This is a genomic window from Sporomusaceae bacterium, assembly GCA_031460455.1.
Taxonomy (GTDB): domain Bacteria; phylum Bacillota; class Negativicutes; order Sporomusales; family UBA7701; genus Anaeroselena.
In genome coordinates, this window is sequence record JAVKTQ010000002.1 from 1 (window position 1) to 20,958 (window position 20,958).

Below are 20,958 nucleotides of genomic sequence, written 5' to 3' on the forward strand. Positions count from 1 at the left end.
GCCGCCAAGCTCGGCCGCCCCACCGGGTTCACGGTGACGGTGCGCGAGGTGCGGGTGGCGGCCGGGGCGGGCTTCCTGGTGGCGATCACCGGCGAGATCATGACGATGCCCGGCCTGCCCAAAAAACCGGCCGCCGAGGCGATGGACATCGACAACAACGGCAAGATAGTAGGCCTGTTCTAGGGAAGTTAACGCAGCGAAAAACCCCGCCATTGGCGGGGTTTTTCGCTGCGTTTTGTATACTTGGGGCTTGGGAGCCAATTGGCTTGATTTGGCAGATGCATTGTGATAGTGTGTAATTATAAAGGCTTAGTGCCTGGAGTGGGGTGAGAAACGTGACGCAAAGCCTGGGGAATCCTGATAAGGTCAAGATGATGCTCTCCGGGTCGATTCTGGTGGTCGCGCTTTATTGCTATTTCGATTTTATCTTGGATGTCGGCGATATGTACCCGAATATGATTTGGGACGAGGTTGTCACCGGTTTGCTGGGAGTAGGCTTCGTGCTTATATGGCGCCGTTTTCTGGGCAGGCGATAGCCTGGCGGATGACTTGCCTGACTAGAAGACCCGCGATTGCGCGGGTCTTTTTTTCTGCTTTTCCGGTTTGTGAAAAAAATATCAAAAAAACGCGCCGCCGGGCGGACGGGCGGCAGGGAGTGGACGGACGGCAGGCGAATTCCAAAAGTTATAACAGAGACGAGGTGAAGTATGCAGACATTCGACGTGTTAGTCATCGGCAGCGGCGGCGCCGGGATGCGGGCGGCGCTTGAGGCGGGGGCCCGCGGCGGGCTGTCGGTGGGCCTGATGACCAAGATGTTCCCGACCCGCTCGGCTACCGGCATGGCTCAGGGGGGTATAAACGGCGTTCTCGGCAACGCCGACCCGACCGATACCGTAGACAAACATATCTTCGACACGGTGAAAGGCAGCGACTACCTCGGCGACCAGGACGCCATCGCCTTTTTCTGCGGACAGGCGGCGGCCGCTATCAGGGAGATCGACTACTATGGGGTGCCTTTTTCCCGCGATGCGAAGGGGCAGATCGCCCAGCGCAACTTCGGCGGCCAGTCGGCGCCCCGCACTTGCTTTTCGGCCGACAAGACGGGCCATGTCATCCTCCACACGATGTACGAGCAATGCCTGAAGCACGGGGTGAAAATGCTGACCGACCGGCAGCTTCTTGATCTGGCAGTGGACGGCGACGGGCTGTGCGGCGTGGTGGCGCTCGATATCAGGACAGGCACGGTCGTGCCGGTGAAGGCCAAGGCGGTGGTCGTGGCCACCGGCGGGGCGGGGCGGATGTACTGGTCGCGGACGACCAACCCGTTCACGTCGACGGCCGACGGCATGGCGGCCTGCTTTAGGGCGAGCATTCCGCTGAAAGATCCGGAGATGGTGCAGTTTCACCCCACCGGCCTGGCCGGGACGGGGATACTGATGTCGGAGGCTTCCCGCGCCGAGGGGGGCTACCTGTACAACAACGCGGGCGAGCGGTTCATGGCCCGCTACGCGCCGGAGAAGATGGAGCTGGCGACCCGCGACCTCGTTTCCCAGGCGATCGAGACGGAGATCAGGGAGGGGCGCGGCTTCGGGGAGGGGATGAACGCCTATGTGCTGCTCGATCTCAGGCACCTGGGGCGGGAGAAGATCCTCGAGCGCTTGCCAGGTATCCGCGATCTGGCGATAACCTTCGAACAGGTCGACCCCATCGAAGCGCCGATTCCTATCCGTCCGAGCTGCCATTATACGATGGGCGGCGTGGACGTGACAAATTTCCGCACCGGGGGCACGGCTCTCGCCGGGCTGTTCGCGGCCGGCGAGGCGGCCTGCGTGTCCATCCACGGCGCGAACCGGCTGGGCGGCAATTCGCTCGCCGATATCATGGTGTTCGGCAAGTGCGCCGGCGTCGGGGCGGCCGACTATGCCCAGGCGCAGAGCCGCGAGGCCGGCGACGGGGCGCTAATGGCCAAGACGGCCGAATGGGAGGCGCGGCTGGCGGCGGCGATGGCCCGCGGCGGCGGACCGGCTGTAGCGTCGATCCGCGACCGGTTGGCCGAGGCGATGTGGAACAAGGTCGGTATTTTCCGCCGCGGCGCCGAGATGGAGGAGGCGGCGGCGATAGTGGACGGCCTGGCCGCAGAGTATGAACGGTGCGCCGTCGGCGACGACAGCCGGGTTTTTAACACGGCGCTGGTGAATTACGTGGAGCTGGGCAACCTGCTGGCGATGGCCAAGGCGGCGGTGCTGGGAGCGATAAACCGCACCGAGAGCCGTGGCTGCCACCTGCGCGAGGATTACCCGGCCCGCGACGACGTCAATTTCCTCAAACATACCCTCGTCACTCTGGCGGGGGCACAATATGAGCTGTCTTACCGGCCGGTGGTCGTGACCGAGCACCAGCCGGCGGAACGGAGGTACTGATGGAACAGGTTGTCTACCGGATACGCCGCTTCGACGGCGAGAAGGAGTTCTGGCAGGAATACAGCTTCGCGCATGAGCCGAATAAGACAGTGCTGTGGGGGCTGCTGAAGATCAAGGAGACGGCCGATCCTTCGCTGGCGTTCGTGGCCGCCTGCCGCTCGGCGGTGTGCGGGGCGTGCGCGGTGCGGGTCAACGGCGAGGCGGTGCTGGCGTGCGAGACGCCGCTCGACGCGCTGCTGGGCCGCTTCGGTGCGACGTTGGTCCTCGAGCCGCTTGGCAATTTCCCGGTAATCCGCGATCTGGTGGTGGACTGGGAGCCCAAGGCGGTCAGGCTGGCGGAGGCCAAGCCGTGGCTGATGCCGCGGGACGAGTTTTCGGCGGAGGCGGGCTGCCGACAGACGCAGGCGGAGTTTAAGAAGATAAACGCGCAAACCAACTGTATCCTCTGCGGGTCGTGCGCGTCGGAGTGCAACAAGCTGAGCACGGGAGACGACGATTTCTACGAGCCGTTTGTCTATACCAAGGCCGGCAAGTTTGTCGCCGATTCGCGCGACGGGGCGGCCGCCGAGCACCTGCGCCCCGTGCTGGCGCGCGGCCTGTGGAAGTGCGTGCATTGCCAGGAGTGTGTGACGAAGTGCCCCAAACGGGTGGCGCCGGCGGAGGATATCGCCGCGCTGCGCCGCGAGTCGATCAGGCAGGGGCTGACCGATAATCCGGGGGCGAGGCATGCGCTGGCGTTCGCGGGCGATATCACGAATTCCGGCCGGCTGAACGAGACGACGATGGCGGTCAAGACCGACGGGCTGCTGAAGTCTGCCACCCGCCTGCCGTTCGCTCTGCGGCTGCTGCGCCGCGGCAAGCTCAACCCGTTCCACTTCCCGGCGCCGGTCGAGGGCATCGACGGTGTCCGCGCGATCGTGAAGGCCGCTAAGGAGGCGAAAGAATGATGCGCTATGCGTTTTTCCCCGGCTGCGTGCTGGACGGGGCGGCAGCCGAGGCCCGCGAGGCGACGGTGAGAGTCGCGCGCGCCCTGGATATCGAGCTTGTCGAGCTGCCGGGCTGGACGTGCTGCGGCGCGTCTCACGCCCAGGACGTGGACGAACTGGCGGCAGTGGCGGTCAACGCCCGCAATCTGGCCCTGGCGGAGAAGCTCGGCCTGCCGCTCTTGACGGCGTGCAGCACCTGTACGCTGATGCTGCGCAAGGCCAAGGCGGCCCTCGACGGAGGGCTGAAGGACAAGGTGAACGGATTGCTCGCGTCAGCCGGGATGGCTTACGCGGGGACGAGCGACGTAACCCACCTGCTGTGGGCGCTGGTCCGCGACTACGGGCTGGAGCGGCTTAAAGCCAAGGTGACGCGGCCGCTGACAGGCTTGAAGGTGGCCGGCTACTACGGCTGCCATCTGCTGCGCCCGCCGCAGGTGATGGATTTCGAGGACCATGCCCGGCCACGGTCACTGGCGGCGCTGATCGCCGCCCTGGGCGCCGAGCCGGTGGAAATGGCTTCCGCCCGTAAGTGCTGCGGCTTCCATGCCGTATTTCCCGCCGAGCGGGATGTTTTCAAGATGACGGGGACGATCAACGCCGACGCGGTTGCCGCCGGCGCCGACTGCATTGTGACGCCTTGCCCGCTGTGCCAGATGCAGCTCGATATGCGTCAGCCGGAAGGCAGGGAGGCGATCGGGACGGCGGGGGATATGCCTATCCTGCACCTCGCCCAGCTCGTCGGTCTGGCGCTGGGGATGACGGGCAGCGAAATGGGACTGGGACGGCATGTGACCGCCGCCTTCCATGTAGCCGCCAAGGCCGGCGGACGGTAAAAAAACAATATTATTACGGGGCGCAGCCCGGCTGTTCGGCCGGGCTGCGTTTTTACGTATTTTTGTATTTTTACAACGGACAAAAGTATACATGTTATCTGTTTTTGCGAGTGTGATAAAAATTGTGGCGGGTAATTTACAAATAGTGCTTGCATTTAGATCGGCAAACAATTATAATCAAAAATCATATCTAGTATTAATGTATACATGTATTTTAAAAAACATCAGATTTACGAGGAAGGCGGTTGGTGAAGATGTCAGGTCTGGCGGAAGTAATCGCGTGCGACTCAACCATCTGTTCCATCGAGAATGGCGTTCTGAGATACCGGGGTTACGCTATCGAGGAACTCGCCGAGCACGCGTCGTTCGAGGAAGTGATCTATCTGCTGTGGTACGGGCGCCTGCCTAACTGCTACGAGCTCAAGGCACTCAAGCAGGATCTGGCCGAGAACGCGGCGCTGCCGCCGAAGATTTACGATCTGCTGCGCATGTATGCCCCGTGGGGCAACGCGATGGCAAAGCTGCGGACCTGTCTTTCGTTTCTGACCCACTTTGACGACGAGGTTATGGACCATTCCTTCGCCGCCGACCATCGCAAGGCTGTGAGGATAATGGCGCGGATGGCCGCGATCGTCGCCGCCATCGAGCGTATCCGCTGCGGCAAGGAACCGGTCGATCCTGCGGCCCTCCGCACTCAGAGCCTGGCGGAACTTTTTCTGTGGCTGCTGTCTGGAGAAAAGCCTGAGCCGATTGCCGTGAGGGCGATGGATAAGTGCCTTGTCCTCCAGGCCGAGCACGAGCTTAACGCGTCCACCTTTGCCGCCCGCGTGACGGTGTCCACCATGTCGGATACTTATTCGGGGATGGTGTCGGCCATCGGCACACTCAAGGGGGCCCTACACGGCAACGCCAACGAGCAGGTGGCCCGCATGCTGGAGGAGATCGGCGATATCGACCGGGTGGAGGCTTATATCGGCGCAAAGATCGCTGCCGGCGAGCTTATCATGGGCTTCGGCCACCGGGTTTACAAAAACGGCGACCCGCGGGCCAGGGTGCTGAAGGAGCTGGCGAAGGAGCTGGGCGAGTGGCGGCAGGACACCCGTTGGTACGATATGTCGGTGAAGGTGGCCGACCTGGTGGAAGAGAAGAAGGGGCTGCTGCCCAATGTGGATTTTTACGCGGCGTCGGTTTATACTTATCTCGGCATCCCGCGCGACCTGTTTACCCTGGTATTCGCGATCAGCCGCACGAGCGGCTGGCTGGCGCATATCATGGAACAGCACGAGAATAACCGCATCATCCGGCCCAGGGCCAACTATACCGGCAAGGACGCCGGCAGGTGGCTGCCGCTGGCGGAGCGTTAGAAGAGCATAGCGCGGCGGAGGATTTTACGGCTCCGGCGGAGAAGATGTAGCGCACGGATACATTCTCTGAGAGGAGCCAGATGATGATGAAAACAATCGTAGCGACCAACGAGGCGCCACAAGCGATTGGACCGTATTCCCAGGCGGTCAAGGCCAACGGTTTCCTTTTCTTGTCCGGGCAGATCCCCCTCGATCCCGTAACAGGCCAGCTTGTATACGGCGGCGTGGCCATGCAGACCCGCCAATCGCTCGTCAATATCAAGGCGGTTTTGGCCAAGGAAGGGCTGACGCTGGAAAATGTCGTGAAGACGACGGTGTTTTTGCACGATATGGACGACTTCGCCGCGATGAACAAGGTGTATGCCGAGTTTTTCCCGGCCGAGCCGCCGGCCCGGTCGACCATCCAGGTAGCCCGTCTGCCCAAGGACGCGTCGGTGGAGATCGAGGTTGTGGCTGTATACTAGGAGCAGCAATAAAAAACCGTCATCCCGTTTGGGGATGACGGTTTTCTTATTGCTTGACAGGGTCGATTTGCAGCTGACGGCGGATATTCATGTAGGCTTTGCGGACGTGCTCGGTGAGCGCCTTTTCCGCGCCGACCGCGTCTTTGGCCTCGAAGGCTTCGAGGATGGCGTGGTGCTCGGCGAGGGTGTGGGGCAGGCGGTTCTGCATGCCGAGGGATTTGAGGCGGGCCATCTGGACGTACTGGTGCAGGTTGTGCAGGGTGAGGTAGAGGATTTTGCTGCCGGCAGCCTCGTAGATCATCTGGTGAAATTTGTTGTCAAGCTCGGCGATTTCCTCGACATCGTTCTTCTGGGCGTAGAATTCCATCAGTTCGTAGGTTTTCTGCAGTTCCTTCAGTTCGGCGGGCGAGAGGCGCTCGGCCGCCCAGCGGGCCGCGAGTCCTTCGACGAGCTGACGGATGGCGTAGATGTCCTCGACGTCCTGATGGGAGATGCCGAGGACGATGGCCCCTTTTTTCGTGGTGGTTTCGACGAGGCCTTCCATTTCCAGCAGGCGGATGGCTTCGCGAATCGGGGTGCGGCTTACGCCGAGTTCCTCGGACAGCTTCGATTCGAGTAGTGTTTCGCCGGGGCCGAAAGAGCCGTTGATTATTTGTGACTTAATGTATTTAAATACTTTGTTGCGCAAAGACGCATCACTGGCGGGGGAAAATTCTGTTTCCCGTGACATTGCGTTCCCTCCTCGCGTCTACTGACCATGTATATTCTATTATATCATTTTTCCCCGCACAAGCCCAGGAAACATCAAATTTTTCAACGCCTGGCGACCCTTGGCGGCTGAACAGGAACGTAGCGTAGTAGTGAACAAATGTATTTGAATAATAGACGCAGTAAACAGTACAATAAAAAAACATTTTTTTTTTGCGACCCTCTAGTATTTCTTTACAAAGAGTGTTATAATGTACCCAAAAATCAATGTATTAATGGGGGATGAAATACATGTATACGCAAAAAGGCAGCCGCGTCGATCTGGAACTGGTGCTCGAAGAACTGAAGCACGTCGAGCCTGAGCAGACCGTTTTCGCCGAGCACTAAGCCGCGAAGACAATACCGGCAATGCCGGCCCGGAGCCAGGGGCCTGATTGGTGTACCCCGGCTTAAGCCGCTGTGGCCTCTTTTCCATCCCCGGACAATACAATTGCTGTTTCAAGCTGCGACAGAGTTGTCGCGGACGCTGTTTCCGCCGGTCGTCCGTCTTGAAAGAGCAGTTGTTATTTTTTTACCCCGCGGCCGGCGCCGCGCATATTGATAACGGAGGAAGCGCCATGGGAAAAACGCTGACAGCAAAGATTCTCGCCGCCCACCTGGCGAGCGGTTCGCTTAAACCGGGAACGGAGATCGGCATAAGCATCGATCAGACTCTGACCCAGGATTCCACCGGGACGATGGCTTACCTGCAGTTCGAGGCCATGGATGTGCCGCGGGTCAGGACGAAGCTGTCGGTGGCGTACGTTGACCACAACACGCTACAGTGCGGGTTCGAGAACGCCGACGACCACCGCTACATAGAAACGGTGGCCGCCAAACACGGGGTGGTATTTTCCAAGCCGGGCAACGGCATCTGCCATCAGGTCCATCTGGAAAGGTTCGGCCGTCCAGGCTGGACGCTGCTGGGCTCAGACAGCCATACGCCCACCGGGGGCGGCCTGGGGATGCTGGCGATCGGCGCCGGCGGCCTCGACGTGGCCGTGGCGATGGCGGGCGGCGCATATCATCTGACGATGCCCAAGGTGTGCCGGGTGGAGCTTGTCGGGAAGCTGCCGCCGTGGGTGGCCGCCAAGGATGTAATCCTCGAGCTTTTGCGCCGCCTGTCGGTAAAGGGCGGGGTGGGGCGGATTTTTGAATACGGCGGGCCGGGCGTGGCGACGCTCAGCGTTCCCGAACGGGCGACGATCACCAATATGGGCGCCGAACTGGGGGCGACGACGTCGATTTTCCCCAGCGACGAGGCGACCAGGGCTTTCCTGACGGCCCAACAGCGGAGCTGCGAATGGCAGCCGCTGGCCGCCGACCCTGATGCGGTCTACGACGAGACGGTTACTATCGACCTTGCCAGGCTGGAGCCGCTGGTGGCCGCGCCCCACAGCCCGGACAACGTGGCGCCGGTGAGCGAGGCGGCGGGGACGAGGCTTGATCAGGTGGCGATCGGCAGTTGCACCAATTCGTCGTTCAGCGATCTTTACAAGGTGGCGAAGATTCTCGAGGGCAAACGGATCGACCCCGGCGTGTCGCTGGTGATCGCCCCCGGGTCGCGGCAGGTGTTGGGTATGCTGGCCGACTGCGGCGCCCTCGGCGCGCTCATCCGCGCCGGCGCTCGCATTCTCGAATGCGCCTGCGGGCCGTGCATCGGGATGGGGCAGGCGCCGCGCTCGGGCGGGGTGTCGCTCAGGACTTTCAACCGCAATTTCCCCGGCCGCAGCGGCACGCCGGACGCCGGCGTCTTCCTGGCCAGCCCCGAGGTGGCGGCAGTGAGCGCGCTGACCGGCATGATAACCGATCCGCGCCACTGCGGCGCGCCGCCCATGGCTGTCGGCGACGACGCCGCCGGCCGCAACGCGGGCGACAATCTGTTCGTTTTTCCGCCGTTTTCAGGCGACGAGCTGACGGTGGTGCGGGGACCGAATATCAAGCCTTTCCCCCGAGCCGCCCGGCCGCCCGCGGAACTTGCGGCGGCCATCGTCCTCAGGGCAGGCGATAATATCACGACCGACGATATCATGCCGTCTCACGCCGGTCTGCTGCCGTACCGCTCGAATATTCCCCATCTGGCCGATTACTGCTTCGCCGGCCTGGACGCGGCCTTCCCGGCCCGGGCGAAGGCGGCGGGCGGCGGGATAATCGTCGCCGGAACCAACTACGGGCAGGGCTCAAGCCGCGAGCACGCGGCCCTTGTGCCGCTTTACCTCGGCATCAAGGCGGTGATCGCCAAGTCGTTCGCCCGCATTCACCGCGCAAATTTGATCAATTTCGGCATCCTGCCCCTGCTGTTCGCCGACCAGGCGGACTACGACACGCTGGCCGCGGGCGAGACGCTGACATTCTCCGGACTTACGGAGCAGATAGCGGCGGGTACGGAGCTGACCGCGCGGACTGACGCCGGCCGCACGGTGAGCCTGCGGCTGGAGATGACGCCGCGGGAGCGGGAAGTCATCCTCGCCGGCGGCCTGCTCAATCTGGCCGGGAAGGGAGGGGGCGCCCATGCATAAGGTGACGCTCATCCCCGGCGACGGCATCGGACCCGAAATCAGCGCCGCGGTCCAGGAGATTTTCGCCGCCGCGGGCGCGCCGGTGCTGTGGGAGGTCCATCACGCCGGCCAGGGCGGCATCGACCGCCACGGCGACCCGCTGCCGGAGGCGACGCTGGCCAGCATCAGGGCCACCAAGGTCGCGCTGAAGGGGCCGCTGACCACCCAGGTGGGCGAGGGATACCGCAGCATCAATGTCACGCTGCGGCAGACGCTCGACCTGTACTGCAACCTGCGGCCGGTGAGGTCGCTGACCGGGGTGAGGAGCCGCTATGCGGATGTCGATCTGGTGATATTCCGCGAGAACACCGAGGATCTTTACGCCGGCATCGAGCACCGCGTCGGCCGCTACGCGGCCGAATCGGTCAAGATTATCACCAAGGAGGCGTCGGTCCGCATCGCCCAGGCCGCTTTCGAGTACGCGGCCAGGCATGGGCGGAAAAGGGTGACGGCTGTTCACAAGGCAAATATCATGAAGCTGACCGACGGGCTTTTCCTGGCGAGCGCCCGCGAGGTGGCGAAGCTCAACCCCGATATCCGCTACGACGAGGTGATTGTCGACAATCTCTGTATGCAGCTGGTGCTGCGGCCGGAGGAGTACGATATTCTGCTTGCCCCCAACCTGTACGGGGATATAATCTCCGACCTGTGCGCCGGCCTGGTGGGCGGCCTGGGGGTGGTGCCCGGAGCGAACATCGGTGAGGGCGGGGCAATCTTTGAGGCGGTGCACGGCACGGCGCCGGACATCGCAGGCAAGAATGCGGCCAATCCGGCGGCGCTGCTGCTGTCGGCGACGATGATGCTGGAGTACATCGGCGAAGGGGCGACGGCGGCCCGCATCCGCGCAGCGCTGGAGGCGGTGCTGGCCGAGGGGCGGGCGGTGACGGTCGATCTGGGGGGCGCTGCGACAACAGCGGAGATGACGGCGGCAATAATAAGGAAACTATGAGAAGACGCCCTGCCGGGTAGTACTGGCAGGGCGTCCTTTTGTTTTATGCTATTTTCTTCTGGAACTTCTTGATCGCGATCGCTAAAACGACAGTTGTAAACAGCGTCAGGGCGAGGATCTGGGTCCACAGGACGCTGATGCCGACGCCTTTGAGGATGATGCCGCGCAGTATCTGGAGGTAGAAGGTGAGCGGCAGGAGGGTGCCGAGCCAGTTGAAGAGCAGGGGCATGGATTCGCGCGGGAACATGAAGCCGGAGAGGAGAACACTGGGCAGGAAGATGAAGAAGGACATCTGCATGGCCTGCATCTGGGTTTTGGCGAGGGTGGAGATGAGCACGCCGAGGGCGAGCGAGGCGATGATGAACCACGAGGTGAGCAGGTAGAGGAGACCGAGGCTGCCGCGCACGGGCAGGTCGAAGACGACGATGCCGACGAGGAGGGCGACGGTGGCCTGGACATAGCCGACGACGATGTAAGGGATGATTTTGCCGAGCATGAGTTCCCACGTTTTCATCGGGGTTACGATGAGCTGTTCGAGGGTGCCGCGCTCGCGCTCGCGGACGATGGCCATCGAGGTTATCATGACCATGGTCATGGTGAGGACGATGCCGAGGATGCCGGGGACCATGTAGAAGGCGGTGACGAAGTCGGGGTTGTACCAGGGGCGGATGCGGACGTCGAAGGGCGGGTCGACCTTTTTGCCGGTGACGCCCTGCAGGCGTTTAATCATGATCTCCTGCGATTTTATCTGGCCGACGAGCTGGGCGGCGCTGATGGCCGACGAGGCGGCCATGGAATCGGAGGCGTCGACGATGACCTGCACGGCGGCGCTGCGGCCGTGCTTGAGGTTTTCGGCAAAGTCGGGGGGTATTATGACCCCGACTTTGGTTTTGCCTGACTCGACGGCGGCGGCGACTTCTTCGTGGCTCGTGGCCACCTGGGTGACGTCGAAGTATTCGCTGGCGGTCAGGGCGGCGAGGAAATCGCGGCTGTCCTGCTGCATGGACTGGTCGTAGACGGCGGTGGGCAGGTGTTTGACGTCGGTATTGATGGCGAAGCCGAATACGAGTAGCTGGACGATCGGCAGGCCGATCATCATGGCGAAGGTCAGCCGGTCGCGGCGCATCTGGATGAATTCTTTTATCAGCAGGGCTCTGAGGCGTCTCATGCTACCGCCTCCTTGCGGTGGGATTTGACGAGGTAGACGAAGACGTCTTCCAGCGACGGGTCGATGACGGCCGGACCGTAGGTTGCCAGCCGGCCCTCCTGGCCGGGGGCGGCGAGAACGTGGAGGCTGGAGCCGAAGGGGTAGACGTCGAGGAAGGGGTCGTCGCCGCCTTCGAGTTCGGCGAGCAGGGCCATCGGCTCGGGGGTGGGGATGGCCAGCAGCGTGCCGGGGAGGTTTTTTTTGAGGTTGGTGGGGGTGTCGCTGGTAAGGAGGGCGCCTTCGAAGATGAAGCCGATTTCGTCGCAGTGCTCGGCTTCGTCCATGAAGTGGGTGGTGACCATGACGGTGGTGCCCTGGCGGGACAGGTCGTAGATGATGTCCCAGAAGAGGCGGCGGGATTTGGGGTCGACGCCGCCGGTGGGCTCGTCGAGGAAAAGGATGGGCGGGCTGTGGAGGATGGAGCAGCCGAGGGCCAGTCGCTGTTTCCAACCGCCGGAGAGGTTGGAAACAAGTTCGTGCTGCCGTTTTTCCAGGCCGGCGAGGGCAAGCATGGCGGCGATCCGCTCTTTTTCCACGGCCGGCGGCAGGCTGTACATGCCGGCGTAAAAGGCAAGGTTTTCGCCGACGGTCATGTCGTCGTAGAGGCTGAATTTCTGGGACATGTAGCCAATCTTGTGTTTGATGGCTTCGCTGTCGGCGGCGATGTCGAGCCCGAGGACGCGGCCGCCGCCGGCCGAGGGGGCGAGGATGCCGCAGAGCATGCGAATGACGGTCGTTTTGCCTGAGCCGTTGGGGCCGAGGAAGCCGTAGATGCTGCCCTGACGGATGCTGAGGGTGACGTTGTCGACGGCGGTGAAGGCGCCGAAGCGGCGGGTGAGGCCATGTAGCTCAATAGCGTGCATATCAGGCCACCTCGCTTGCGAGGGCGACAAAGACGTCCTCAAGGGTGGGGGGTATCTCGGTGAGGGCTACTATGGGCACGCCGGCGGCGGCCAGGCGGGCGCGGACTTCAACCGCGGCGGCTGCTGCGTCGTCGGCGACGAGGTGGTATTTGTCGCCGAAGGGGTTGATGTCGATGAGCCGGCTGCCGGTGAGCAATTGTTTGACGTTTTTGCCGGGGGTGGCGAGCTCGAGCACTTTGTGGGGGTAGGAGCCGCGAAGGCCGCGGGGCGAGTCGCAGGCGACGATGCGGCCGTTGTGCATGAAGGCTACGCGGGTGCAGAGCTCGGCTTCGTCCATGTATGGGGTGGAGACGAAGACGGTGGTGCCTTCTTTGTTGAGTTTGTAGAGCATCCGCCAGAATTCGCGGCGCGAGACGGGGTCGACGCCGGTGGTCGGCTCGTCGAGGACAAAGAGCCGTGGCCGGTGCATGAGGCCGGCGGCGAGAGCGAGCTTCTGCTTCATGCCGCCCGAGAGGTTGTCGGCCAGGCGGTCCTTGAAGGGGAGGAGGTTGGTGAAGGACAGGATGGCGGTGGCCCGGGTCGCGATCTCGGCGTCGTTCTGGCCGTAGAGGGAGCCGAGGACGCGGATGTTTTCCATGACGGTGAGGTCGCTGTAGAGGCTGAATTTCTGCGGCACATAGCCGAGCTTGTCTTTTACGTGCTCGGGGTTGGCGGCGTCCATGACGCGCAGGCTGCCGGCGGTGGGGGCGAGGATGCCGGTGACCATGCGGATGACGGTCGTCTTGCCGGCGCCGTCGGGGCCGACGAGGCCGAAGATCTCGCCGGGAGCGACGCTCAGGGTGACGCCGTCGACCGCGACGGTTGCGCCGTATTCTTTGGTGAGGTTTTCGAGGGCGATCATTTTATGACCACATCCGCGGGCATGCCGGGTTTGAGGATGCCTTCGGCGTTGTCGACCTTGACTTTGACGGCGAAAACAAGGTTGGCCCGCTCGCGTTGGGTGATGCTTTGGCGGGGGGTGAATTCGGCGTTCTGGCTGATTTCCTTGATAGCGCCGGGGAAGGTGCGGCCGGGGAAGGAATCGACTTTGACGGACACTTGCTGGCCGACCTTGATGAGGCCGAGCTGGGTGGAGGAGATGTAGACTTTCACCCAGCAGTCGCTCATGTCGCCGACGGTGGCGATCGCCGAGCCGGGGTTGATGTATTCGCCGTTCTCGAAGTTTTTGGTCAGCACGACGCCGGTTATCGGGCTGGCGACGACGGTGTCGGCGAGGAGGGCGCGGCTGGCGTCGACGATGGCTTGCGACCTTTTAACTTCCTGGCGCTGAGCTTCGATGGCGTCGGGACGGTTGCCTTCTTCGACGAGGCTCTGGCGGGAGCGGGCGGCTGTGAGGGAGCTGAGGGCTACGTCGTAGCCGGACTGGGCGGCGTCAAGCTGCTGGGTGGAAATGGCGCCGCTCTTGTGGAGCGAGCGGTAACGTTCAAGGTCGGTGCGGGCTTTGTCGTACACCGCCTGGGCGGAGGCCAGGTTGGCGGCCGCTTCGCTGCGTTCCTGGCTGCGGGCGCCTTTCTCGAGGTCGTCGAGCTGGACCTTGGCCTTGACGAGGGCCGATTCGTCGCGCAGGAGCTGGGCTTCGAGATCGGGGCGGGCGATGCGGGCTACCGTCTGGCCGGCTTTGACCGTGTCGCCGGCCTGGATTTTAAGTTCGCCGAGGTAGCCGTTGACCTTGGGCATGACGTCGGCGCGGGTGACTTCGATGGTGCCGGTGGCGGTGATGCCGTCTTCGCGCGCCATGTAGAGTTTGTAGCCGGCGAGGGCGGCGAGGGCGAGGAAGATGACGGCGCCGACGATGATAAGCCGCTTATTCATTGTCTTTCCTCCTGATGCCGTTGAGATAAATGGCGAACGCCTGGGAAACGTACCGTTCGTCGGAAAACTCGTTGATGGGCAAGAGCTGGCTGGCCATAGGCTTGACGATAAAGTAAAAATTCAGTATTCCGGCCAGCGAGATGGTGGCGAAGCCGAGGTCGAGGCCGGGCCGGAAGTCGCCGGCGGCGACGCCGTCTTCGAGTGTTTGGCGGAGGAACCGGAATATTCGCGGGATGTATTTTTTGACGACCGCTTCGAAGGCGGCGGTAGGACTTGTCAATTCGCTGTGTACGAAGCGCAGCAGGTAGGGGCGCTGGCGGTGGACGCCGGCGACAAGCGAGGCGTAGTGGGACAGGCGCTCGAGCGGAGGAAGGGAGGACATGGTTTGGATGCGCTCCAGCGCCGCGGCGATGGGCTCGAACTGGTACTCCAGCACGGCGTGGTAGAGCCCTTCTTTACCGCCGAAGTGGTAGGAGACGGCGGCGACGTTGGCGCCGGCCGCCTGGGCGAGTTCGCGTACCGACACACCGGCGAGACCCTTGTCGGCGAACATGGGGGTCGCGGTCTCAATCAGCTTTGTGCGGGTATCTTTTTCCATATCGTCACCTCGCAAGCAAACAATTGTTTTAAACGTTTGTTTTAAAAATAGCATGATGTAAACCTGTCTGTCAAGATGTTTATGCTAAAAATTGGGAGATTATTATCGGGGTGGCATGATATGGGGGGACGGCCGGCGGCAGGTGGAGGCGGGGCCGGTGGAGAACAAGAACTGAAAGGCAAGTCCGCCCAATACGAATCTCAATAAATATAATGAGGAGTACAGCATGTGTCTGATCGCGTTTGCATATAAAGTCCATCCCCGCTACAGTCTTGTCGTCGCCGCCAACCGGGACGAATTTTACCGCCGGCCGACCGCCCCGGCAGATTATTGGCCCGAGTGCCCCGGCATGCTGGCCGGGCGGGATCTGGAGCAAGGCGGGACATGGCTTGGCGTGACCCGCGACGGGCGATTTGCCGCTCTGACCAATTACCGCGACCCGGCCGCCAACCGGCCGGACGCCCGCTCACGCGGCGAACTGGTGCGCAATTACCTCTGCGGTGCGCTGGCTGCCCGGGAGTATCTGGAGCGGGTAAGGGCGGCCGGCGGGGATTACAACGGGTTCAATCTGCTGGCGGGCGACGCCGGCGGGCTGTGGTACTATGCCAGCCGCACGGATACCGTCGCCGCGGTGGCGACCGGCGTCCACGGATTGAGCAATCAGCTGCTGGACACGCCCTGGCCGAAGGTGGCGAAGGCGAAGACGGGGCTGGCCGCTTGCCTGGCCGGCCGGGACGGGGATCTCGCTGCGGGGTTGTTCGCCTTGCTGGCCGACGCAGCGCCCGCGCCGGACGCGGCGCTGCCGGATACGGGGGTGGGACTGGCATGGGAGCGGACGCTGTCGCCGGTGTTCATCGCCAGCGCCGATTACGGCACCCGCTCGTCGACAGTGGTGCTGCTGGGCGGCGACGGGACGCGGTTCGCCGAACGGAGCTGGCCGGCGGGGACGGAGCGCGTGTATATGGTTTAGGCAGGAAAACCGCGGTTTTTTGACCGCGGTTTTTTCGTCGGTACGGGCGAATTGTTTTGCGGCGGCGGCGCAAGCTAAAAGGAAATGGCGAATACCGGCTTGCCCGGGGAGGCGTGGAGCTTTTAGGAATACCGAACGCCCGCCTGCCGCGCGGCGACTGGCTCCGCAGGCCTTGCAGGAGCGCCGGATAAAGGTGACGAATAATCTGTTAAGAGATATTTCCGGGAGGCGAAACAGATGGGTTTTATTTTGAAGGATAACATTACCTGGGTGGGCAAGGTCGACTGGGAGCTCCGCCGCTTCCACGGCGAGGAATACCATACCCAGCGGGGCTCGAGTTACAATTCCTATTTGGTCAGGGACGAAAAGACGGTGCTGATCGACACCGTCTGGGCGCCGTTCGCGAAGGAGTTCGTCGCCAACCTCAAGAACGAGATCGATCTGAAGAAAATCGATTATATCGTCGCCTGCCACGGCGAGGTCGACCACAGCGGCGCACTGCCCGAACTTATGCGGGAGATTCCCGGCACGCCCATTTATTGCACTGCCAACGCGGTGAAGTCGATCAAGGGACAGTACCACCAGGACTGGGATTTCAGGACAGTGAAGACGGGCGACAGGCTCAGCCTGGGTTCGAAGGAGCTTGTGTTCATCGAGGCGCCGATGCTGCACTGGCCTGACAGCATGTTCTGCTACCTGACGGGCGACGCGGTGCTGTTCAGCAACGACGCTTTCGGCCAGCACTACGCGTCGGAAAAGATGTTCAACGATCTTGTCGATCAGGCCGAGCTTTATCAGGAGGCGCTGAAGTATTACGCCAACATCCTTACGCCGTTCAGTAAGCTGGTGGACAAGAAGATCAAAGAGGTGGTGGGCCTCGGCCTGCCGGTGGCGATGATCGCGCCGAGCCACGGCATAATCTGGCGGGACAACCCCCTGCAGATCGTGGAGAAATACGCCGGGTGGGCGGCCGACTACCAGGAGAACCAGATCACGATTATTTACGATACGATGTGGAACGGCACCCGCCGCATGGCCGAGGCGATCTCCCAGGGCATCCGCGAGGCCGATCCGGCGGTGACGGTTAAGCTTTATAATTCGGCCCGCTCGGACAAAACGGACATCATCGGCGAGGTTTTCAAGTCCAAGGCGATTGTCGTCGGCTCGCCGACAGTCAACAAAGGGGTGTTGTCGTCGGTCGCCGGCATCATGGAGGAGATCAGGGGCCTGGGATTCAAAAACAAGAAGGCGGCGGCGTTCGGCGCGTACGGCTGGAGCGGCGAAGCGATCAAGCTCATCGGCGAGGAGCTCCAGAAGGGCGGCTTCGCACTGGTGGGCGACGGCCAACGGGAGCTGTGGTACCCGGGCGAGGAGTCGCTGGCAAACTGCGTGCGGTTTGGCCGCGAACTGGCGGAAAGGCTGTAACTGCGAAGCCTTTCACAGCCTGAGTTCGGCGGTGTTCGGGAGGCGGAAAATTTCCGCTTGCACTTTCGGGGGATTGTGTTAAAATCATAGCGTATGTTTCATGGGTATCTGACGGAGAACCCGACTTTAGCCGGGCACATGGGCGGGAGTCCGGGTTCTTCAGTCTGCGGAAATTGCGGATTTCCGCTAGGACCAGAAAGGCGGGGTGATTGACATGCAATCCTATTTTAAGCTCACCCGTCCGGCGGCCGAGTCGCTGGCGGAAAAGTACGGCACACCGCTGTTGGTCCTGTCGCTCGACCAGGTGAAGGCCAACTACCGGTTTCTCACCGAACACCTGCCCGGAGTAAAGGTTCATTACGCCGTGAAGGCTAACCCCGAGAAGCGGCTGGTGACGGCGCTGGCGGACGAGGGCTCGTGCTTCGATGTAGCTTCCGACGGCGAGATGCTCGAACTGGCGGCGATGGGCGTGGCTCCCGATCGCATCATATACGCCAATCCGATCAAGACGGCCAGCGGTCTGGCGGTTGCCCGCCGCACCGGCGTCAACAGGTTCACGTTCGACAGCGAAAACGAGATTGCCCGCATCGCCCGGGCAATTCCCGGCGGCACGGTGCTGCTGAGGATCAGGGTGGACAACCCGCAGGCGCTGGTCGATCTCAATAAGAAGTTCGGTGCACCGCCCGAGGACGCTCTCCGGCTTCTGAGGCTGGCCCGCGAGCAGGGGCTGGATGTAGCGGGGCTGTGTTTCCACGTCGGCAGCCAGTCGACGAGCGCCAAGGCGTACACCGAGGCTATCGGGGTCTGCCGGCGGCTGGCCGACGCAGCGGCGGCGGACGGCTTCAAGCTGCGATACCTTGATATCGGCGGCGGGTTCCCCATCCCCACGCCGCAGGAGAATGTGGATGTGACGGCGATGATGGCCGAGATCAGGGCGGCTCTGGCCGCTTTCCCGGACACCGAGATATGGAGCGAACCGGGCCGCTTTATCTGCGGCACGGCCGTCAACCTTATCACGCGCGTGATCGGCGTCCAGACCCGCAACAACCAGCAGTGGTATTTTCTCGACGAGGGGCTGTACGGGACATTCTCAGGGGTAATCTTCGATCATTGGGATTTCGCCCTGGAAACCTTCCGCGAGGGCAAACAGATTGCCGCCACTTTCGCCGGGCCGAGCTGCGATTCGTTTGACGTGATGTTCCGCGATAAGCCGACGGCGCCGCTGGCGGTGGACGACCTCATCCTGGTGCCGAACTGCGGCGCGTACACTTCGGCGTCGGCGACGACTTTCAACGGATTTGCCAAGGCCGGCATCCTCGTCTGGGAGGAGCTGCGGGCCGAGTTGACGGCGACGGTGTGATTGACTGTCTCCGGGCATCTTTCCCCAGCGGGAGAGGTGCCCTTTCTTTTTGCCCGGCCGGCTTTTGCTATCAACGGGATTTCGGTTTTCCGTTGACACAAGCTTCTGCAAATGGTAATATTTTATTGTCGACAGACTGTATACTAAAAAAGATGGTGAGAAGTTAGATAATGAATCGCAGAAAGCAAGTATATGATTACTTACTGGAGGCTATTCTTTCGAATCAGCTGCCTCCGGGGGCGCCGATTATCGAGACCGAAATTTCGGCAGCCCTGAAAATTAGCCGTACTCCGGTGCGGGAAGCGTTGAAGGAATTGGCCTCGGACGGGCTGGTTTCGCATTATCCGCTGAAGGGAACTTTTGTATCCGAGATAACGCCGTATGATATCGAGGAGATTTTTAATCTGCGTACGATGCTGGAAGTATGCGCCTTGCAGTTGGCGTATGACAAGATTACGGAAGAGGAGTTGAAAAGGGTCGGGAATATGTTTGCGGCGTTGGATGAGAATAGCTCGAAGGAGGCCCTCCACGAAGCGGACAAGTGCCTGCATTCTTTGATCGTCGACAAGGCGGGCAATTATCGGCTCAAGCAATTCCTCGGCATTCTCAACGTTCAGATTGAACGGTTCAGACGGATGGCCGCCCGCGACCCGAACCGGCTGATCAGCTCCAAGCAAGAGCACCAGGAGATTATCCATCTTCTGCGGAAAAAGGATTTGAAGGCCTGCGAGGAGAGCCTGAAAAAACATTTGCACAACGTAAAGGCTAGTACGCTGGATATTTCCAAGATGCTGATTATGAACAAGTAGCCGGACAACCCAAACCCTCGAATTTAACGCGAGATTGCCCAGAAAGCGCTCTCGCGGTTTAATTGGCTGCTATTGTCGACAGGCTGAATACAAATTGTGCACTATCGGGACACACTCTCGGGGGCGAGCAATTAAAATTGACATAAGGGGGCTATATCATGAACCAAGACTACCGCGAAAGGCTGAGAAAATTATCGACCACGAACGTGTCCGACGCCTTGGATGCGCTGGGGCTGAAAGGATCGACCTACGGGGTTAGGCCGATATGGGAGGGGTGCAAGAAGATTGTCGGCGAGGCGGTCACGATAAAATTGACAGCGGCCGGACTGACCAAGAGCACCACCCACCTGGGCGTGAAAGCGATCGAGGCCGCCAAGAAGGGCGATGTTATTCTGGTCGACAACGGCGGCCGGTTGGACACTTCCTGCTGGGGGGGCATTCTGGCCAACGGCGCGAAGGCCAAGGGAATAGAAGGCGTCGTGATCGACGGCGCCTGCCGCGATGTGGACGATTACCTGGAGGCGGACTTCAGTGTATACGCCCGGGGAGCGGTTGTGGCAACGGCCAGGGGACGGATTATGGAAGAAGCGACAAATGTTATGGTTCAGTTCGGGGGAGTCCAGGTTCGCCCCGGCGATGTGATAATAGCCGATAGGAGCGGGGTTGTCGTCGTTCCCCAGGAAAGGTTCGAGGATGTTTTGAAAAAAGCGGAAGAGTTGTTCGAAAAGGAAGAAAGTATGATCAGAGAAATCAGGAACGGCGCATCGATGTTAGAGGTGGATACCAAGTACAGCTACGAGAAAATGCTGAAGGCATAATCAGGATAGGATGGGTGACAATGGACGAAAAAATTCGCTTGCGTAAAGAAGTAATTGACGAATATAAGAAGCTGGACACGACAAGCATATCGGACGCCTTGGACAGACTCGGGATCAGGGGCGGACTTCTGGGTATAAAGCCGGTTGTCGAAGGCACTCGCCTCTGCGGCCAGGCGTTTACGGTTCATTATGTCCCGTGCGGGGAGATAAAGGGCACTGTCGGCGATTTTCTGGATGATGTCGAGCCAAACGAGGTAGTGGTGATTGATAATTCCGGACGGCTGGACTGCACCGTCTGGGGGGATATCATGGCGCTGAGCGCGAGCCAGCGGAAGATTGCCGGCACGGTGATCGACGGCGTGTGCCGGGACGTTCCGGTGGTAAAAAGCCTGCAGTATCCGATATTTACCAAGGGGACCTATATGGTTACAGGCAAGGACAGGGTTTTTGTCGATAAGGTCAATATTCCCGTTTCCGTGTCAGGCGTGCAGGTTATCCCTGGCGACCTGATCGTCGGCGACGGCACCGGCGTTGTGGTCGTTCCCCTGAAACGGGCGGAGGATGTGCTTAAGATTGCCACCGAGATTGAGACGAAGGAAAAGTTGGTCGAGCAGAAGATAAGGGAAGGATGTTCTCTGAAAGAGGCGCGGGCGGCCGTCAATTACCATTCCCTGCAAACCCGCGAGGCGTAAGAAGAGGCGAAGAGAAGGAGTGA

General features: G+C 61.3%; 21 protein-coding genes. 15 read left to right on the forward strand and 6 right to left on the reverse strand.

Annotated features, from left to right (window positions below; all coding sequences use genetic code 11):
* The 7 genes from RIN56_04520 to RIN56_04550 form a co-directional block, all read left to right on the forward strand.
* On the forward strand, positions 1 to 183 hold a 183-nt coding region (locus RIN56_04520), incomplete at its 5' end, for a formate--tetrahydrofolate ligase (protein ID MDR7866058.1).
* Positions 184 to 335: 152 nt separating this feature from the next.
* Complete coding sequence (locus RIN56_04525) at positions 336 to 536, forward strand: hypothetical protein (protein ID MDR7866059.1); 201 nt, start codon at positions 336 to 338, stop codon at positions 534 to 536.
* 171 nt (positions 537 to 707) lie between these two features.
* On the forward strand, positions 708 to 2,420 hold the full coding sequence (locus RIN56_04530; protein MDR7866060.1) for an FAD-binding protein: 1,713 nt from the start codon (positions 708 to 710) through the stop codon (positions 2,418 to 2,420).
* Positions 2,420 to 3,367, forward strand: coding sequence for a succinate dehydrogenase/fumarate reductase iron-sulfur subunit (locus tag RIN56_04535; GenBank protein ID MDR7866061.1), 948 nt, complete (start codon positions 2,420 to 2,422; stop codon positions 3,365 to 3,367). Before RIN56_04530 ends, RIN56_04535 begins: the two co-directional genes overlap by 1 nt.
* Positions 3,367 to 4,239 (forward strand): CoB--CoM heterodisulfide reductase iron-sulfur subunit B family protein, encoded by an 873-nt coding sequence (locus RIN56_04540; GenBank protein ID MDR7866062.1) that lies wholly within the window; start codon positions 3,367 to 3,369, stop codon positions 4,237 to 4,239. Before RIN56_04535 ends, RIN56_04540 begins: the two co-directional genes overlap by 1 nt.
* Positions 4,240 to 4,493: 254 nt before the next feature.
* Positions 4,494 to 5,603: a citrate/2-methylcitrate synthase gene (locus tag RIN56_04545; protein MDR7866063.1), complete on the forward strand. Its 1,110-nt coding sequence runs from the start codon at positions 4,494 to 4,496 to the stop codon at positions 5,601 to 5,603.
* Between the two features lie 86 nt (positions 5,604 to 5,689).
* Positions 5,690 to 6,067 (forward strand): RidA family protein, encoded by a 378-nt coding sequence (locus tag RIN56_04550; protein MDR7866064.1) that lies wholly within the window; start codon positions 5,690 to 5,692, stop codon positions 6,065 to 6,067.
* Between the two features lie 46 nt (positions 6,068 to 6,113).
* Here the strand turns inward: RIN56_04550 and RIN56_04555 are convergent, their stop codons facing one another.
* Complete coding sequence (locus RIN56_04555) at positions 6,114 to 6,797, reverse strand: GntR family transcriptional regulator (GenBank protein MDR7866065.1); 684 nt, start codon at positions 6,795 to 6,797, stop codon at positions 6,114 to 6,116.
* 595 nt (positions 6,798 to 7,392) lie between these two features.
* On the opposite strand from RIN56_04555, the gene RIN56_04560 reads away from it, so the two are divergent.
* Both RIN56_04560 and RIN56_04565 read left to right on the forward strand, forming a co-directional pair.
* Positions 7,393 to 9,333, forward strand: a complete 1,941-nt coding sequence (locus RIN56_04560) for an aconitate hydratase (protein ID MDR7866066.1) — start codon at positions 7,393 to 7,395, stop codon at positions 9,331 to 9,333.
* Complete coding sequence (locus tag RIN56_04565; protein MDR7866067.1) at positions 9,326 to 10,321, forward strand: isocitrate/isopropylmalate family dehydrogenase; 996 nt, start codon at positions 9,326 to 9,328, stop codon at positions 10,319 to 10,321. Before RIN56_04560 ends, RIN56_04565 begins: the two co-directional genes overlap by 8 nt.
* Before the next feature lie 43 nt (positions 10,322 to 10,364).
* On the opposite strand, the gene RIN56_04570 is transcribed toward RIN56_04565, so the two are convergent.
* The 5 genes from RIN56_04570 to RIN56_04590 are packed head-to-tail and all read right to left on the reverse strand — an operon-like array spanning position 10,365 to position 14,861.
* Positions 10,365 to 11,489, reverse strand: a complete 1,125-nt coding sequence (locus RIN56_04570; GenBank protein ID MDR7866068.1) for an ABC transporter permease — start codon at positions 11,487 to 11,489, stop codon at positions 10,365 to 10,367.
* A complete protein-coding gene (locus RIN56_04575) occupies positions 11,486 to 12,391 on the reverse strand; it encodes an ABC transporter ATP-binding protein (protein MDR7866069.1) in 906 nt (301 codons plus the stop codon). Before RIN56_04575 ends, RIN56_04570 begins: the two co-directional genes overlap by 4 nt.
* 1 nt (position 12,392) lies before the next feature.
* Positions 12,393 to 13,292 carry an ABC transporter ATP-binding protein gene (locus RIN56_04580; GenBank protein ID MDR7866070.1) on the reverse strand — a complete coding sequence of 300 codons (900 nt, stop codon included), beginning with the start codon at positions 13,290 to 13,292 and terminating at the stop codon, positions 12,393 to 12,395.
* Positions 13,289 to 14,263: an efflux RND transporter periplasmic adaptor subunit gene (locus RIN56_04585; protein ID MDR7866071.1), complete on the reverse strand. Its 975-nt coding sequence runs from the start codon at positions 14,261 to 14,263 to the stop codon at positions 13,289 to 13,291. Before RIN56_04585 ends, RIN56_04580 begins: the two co-directional genes overlap by 4 nt.
* Positions 14,256 to 14,861 (reverse strand): TetR family transcriptional regulator, encoded by a 606-nt coding sequence (locus tag RIN56_04590; protein MDR7866072.1) that lies wholly within the window; start codon positions 14,859 to 14,861, stop codon positions 14,256 to 14,258. Before RIN56_04590 ends, RIN56_04585 begins: the two co-directional genes overlap by 8 nt.
* A gap of 226 nt (positions 14,862 to 15,087) precedes the next feature.
* On the opposite strand from RIN56_04590, the gene RIN56_04595 reads away from it, so the two are divergent.
* From RIN56_04595 to RIN56_04620, 6 genes are all read left to right on the forward strand, one after another.
* The gene (locus tag RIN56_04595; GenBank protein ID MDR7866073.1) at positions 15,088 to 15,831 is read left to right on the forward strand and encodes an NRDE family protein; all 744 of its coding nucleotides are present in this window, start codon (positions 15,088 to 15,090) and stop codon (positions 15,829 to 15,831) included.
* Positions 15,832 to 16,068: 237 nt separating this feature from the next.
* Entirely contained in the window at positions 16,069 to 17,256 is a 1,188-nt protein-coding gene (locus tag RIN56_04600; protein ID MDR7866074.1) for an anaerobic nitric oxide reductase flavorubredoxin, read from the forward strand.
* A 214-nt stretch (positions 17,257 to 17,470) separates the two neighbouring features.
* On the forward strand, positions 17,471 to 18,616 hold the full coding sequence (locus RIN56_04605) for a type III PLP-dependent enzyme (protein MDR7866075.1): 1,146 nt from the start codon (positions 17,471 to 17,473) through the stop codon (positions 18,614 to 18,616).
* A gap of 170 nt (positions 18,617 to 18,786) precedes the next feature.
* A complete protein-coding gene (locus RIN56_04610) occupies positions 18,787 to 19,425 on the forward strand; it encodes a GntR family transcriptional regulator (GenBank protein MDR7866076.1) in 639 nt (212 codons plus the stop codon).
* 158 nt (positions 19,426 to 19,583) lie between these two features.
* The gene (locus tag RIN56_04615) at positions 19,584 to 20,243 is read left to right on the forward strand and encodes an RraA family protein (GenBank protein ID MDR7866077.1); all 660 of its coding nucleotides are present in this window, start codon (positions 19,584 to 19,586) and stop codon (positions 20,241 to 20,243) included.
* 20 nt (positions 20,244 to 20,263) lie between these two features.
* Positions 20,264 to 20,935, forward strand: a complete 672-nt coding sequence (locus tag RIN56_04620; GenBank protein ID MDR7866078.1) for an RraA family protein — start codon at positions 20,264 to 20,266, stop codon at positions 20,933 to 20,935.
* Positions 20,936 to 20,958 lie beyond the last annotated feature (23 nt).

Excerpts from the sequence above, each read along its gene's own strand:
- RIN56_04530 (MDR7866060.1), top strand. The coding sequence starts at position 708 with ATGCAGACATTCGACGTGTTAGTCATCGGCAGCGGCGGCGCCGGGATG.
- RIN56_04535 (MDR7866061.1), top strand. The coding sequence starts at position 2,420 with ATGGAACAGGTTGTCTACCGGATACGCCGCTTCGACGGCGAGAAGGAG.
- RIN56_04540 (MDR7866062.1), top strand. The coding sequence starts at position 3,367 with ATGCGCTATGCGTTTTTCCCCGGCTGCGTGCTGGACGGGGCGGCAGCC.
- RIN56_04545 (MDR7866063.1), top strand. The coding sequence starts at position 4,494 with ATGTCAGGTCTGGCGGAAGTAATCGCGTGCGACTCAACCATCTGTTCC.
- RIN56_04550 (MDR7866064.1), top strand. The coding sequence starts at position 5,690 with ATGAAAACAATCGTAGCGACCAACGAGGCGCCACAAGCGATTGGACCG.
- RIN56_04555 (MDR7866065.1), bottom strand. The coding sequence starts at position 6,797 with ATGTCACGGGAAACAGAATTTTCCCCCGCCAGTGATGCGTCTTTGCGC.
- RIN56_04560 (MDR7866066.1), top strand. The coding sequence starts at position 7,393 with ATGGGAAAAACGCTGACAGCAAAGATTCTCGCCGCCCACCTGGCGAGC.
- RIN56_04565 (MDR7866067.1), top strand. The coding sequence starts at position 9,326 with ATGCATAAGGTGACGCTCATCCCCGGCGACGGCATCGGACCCGAAATC.
- RIN56_04570 (MDR7866068.1), bottom strand. The coding sequence starts at position 11,489 with ATGAGACGCCTCAGAGCCCTGCTGATAAAAGAATTCATCCAGATGCGC.
- RIN56_04575 (MDR7866069.1), bottom strand. The coding sequence starts at position 12,391 with ATGCACGCTATTGAGCTACATGGCCTCACCCGCCGCTTCGGCGCCTTC.
- RIN56_04580 (MDR7866070.1), bottom strand. The coding sequence starts at position 13,292 with ATGATCGCCCTCGAAAACCTCACCAAAGAATACGGCGCAACCGTCGCG.
- RIN56_04585 (MDR7866071.1), bottom strand. The coding sequence starts at position 14,263 with ATGAATAAGCGGCTTATCATCGTCGGCGCCGTCATCTTCCTCGCCCTC.
- RIN56_04590 (MDR7866072.1), bottom strand. The coding sequence starts at position 14,861 with ATGGAAAAAGATACCCGCACAAAGCTGATTGAGACCGCGACCCCCATG.
- RIN56_04595 (MDR7866073.1), top strand. The coding sequence starts at position 15,088 with ATGTGTCTGATCGCGTTTGCATATAAAGTCCATCCCCGCTACAGTCTT.
- RIN56_04600 (MDR7866074.1), top strand. The coding sequence starts at position 16,069 with ATGGGTTTTATTTTGAAGGATAACATTACCTGGGTGGGCAAGGTCGAC.
- RIN56_04605 (MDR7866075.1), top strand. The coding sequence starts at position 17,471 with ATGCAATCCTATTTTAAGCTCACCCGTCCGGCGGCCGAGTCGCTGGCG.
- RIN56_04610 (MDR7866076.1), top strand. The coding sequence starts at position 18,787 with ATGAATCGCAGAAAGCAAGTATATGATTACTTACTGGAGGCTATTCTT.
- RIN56_04615 (MDR7866077.1), top strand. The coding sequence starts at position 19,584 with ATGAACCAAGACTACCGCGAAAGGCTGAGAAAATTATCGACCACGAAC.
- RIN56_04620 (MDR7866078.1), top strand. The coding sequence starts at position 20,264 with ATGGACGAAAAAATTCGCTTGCGTAAAGAAGTAATTGACGAATATAAG.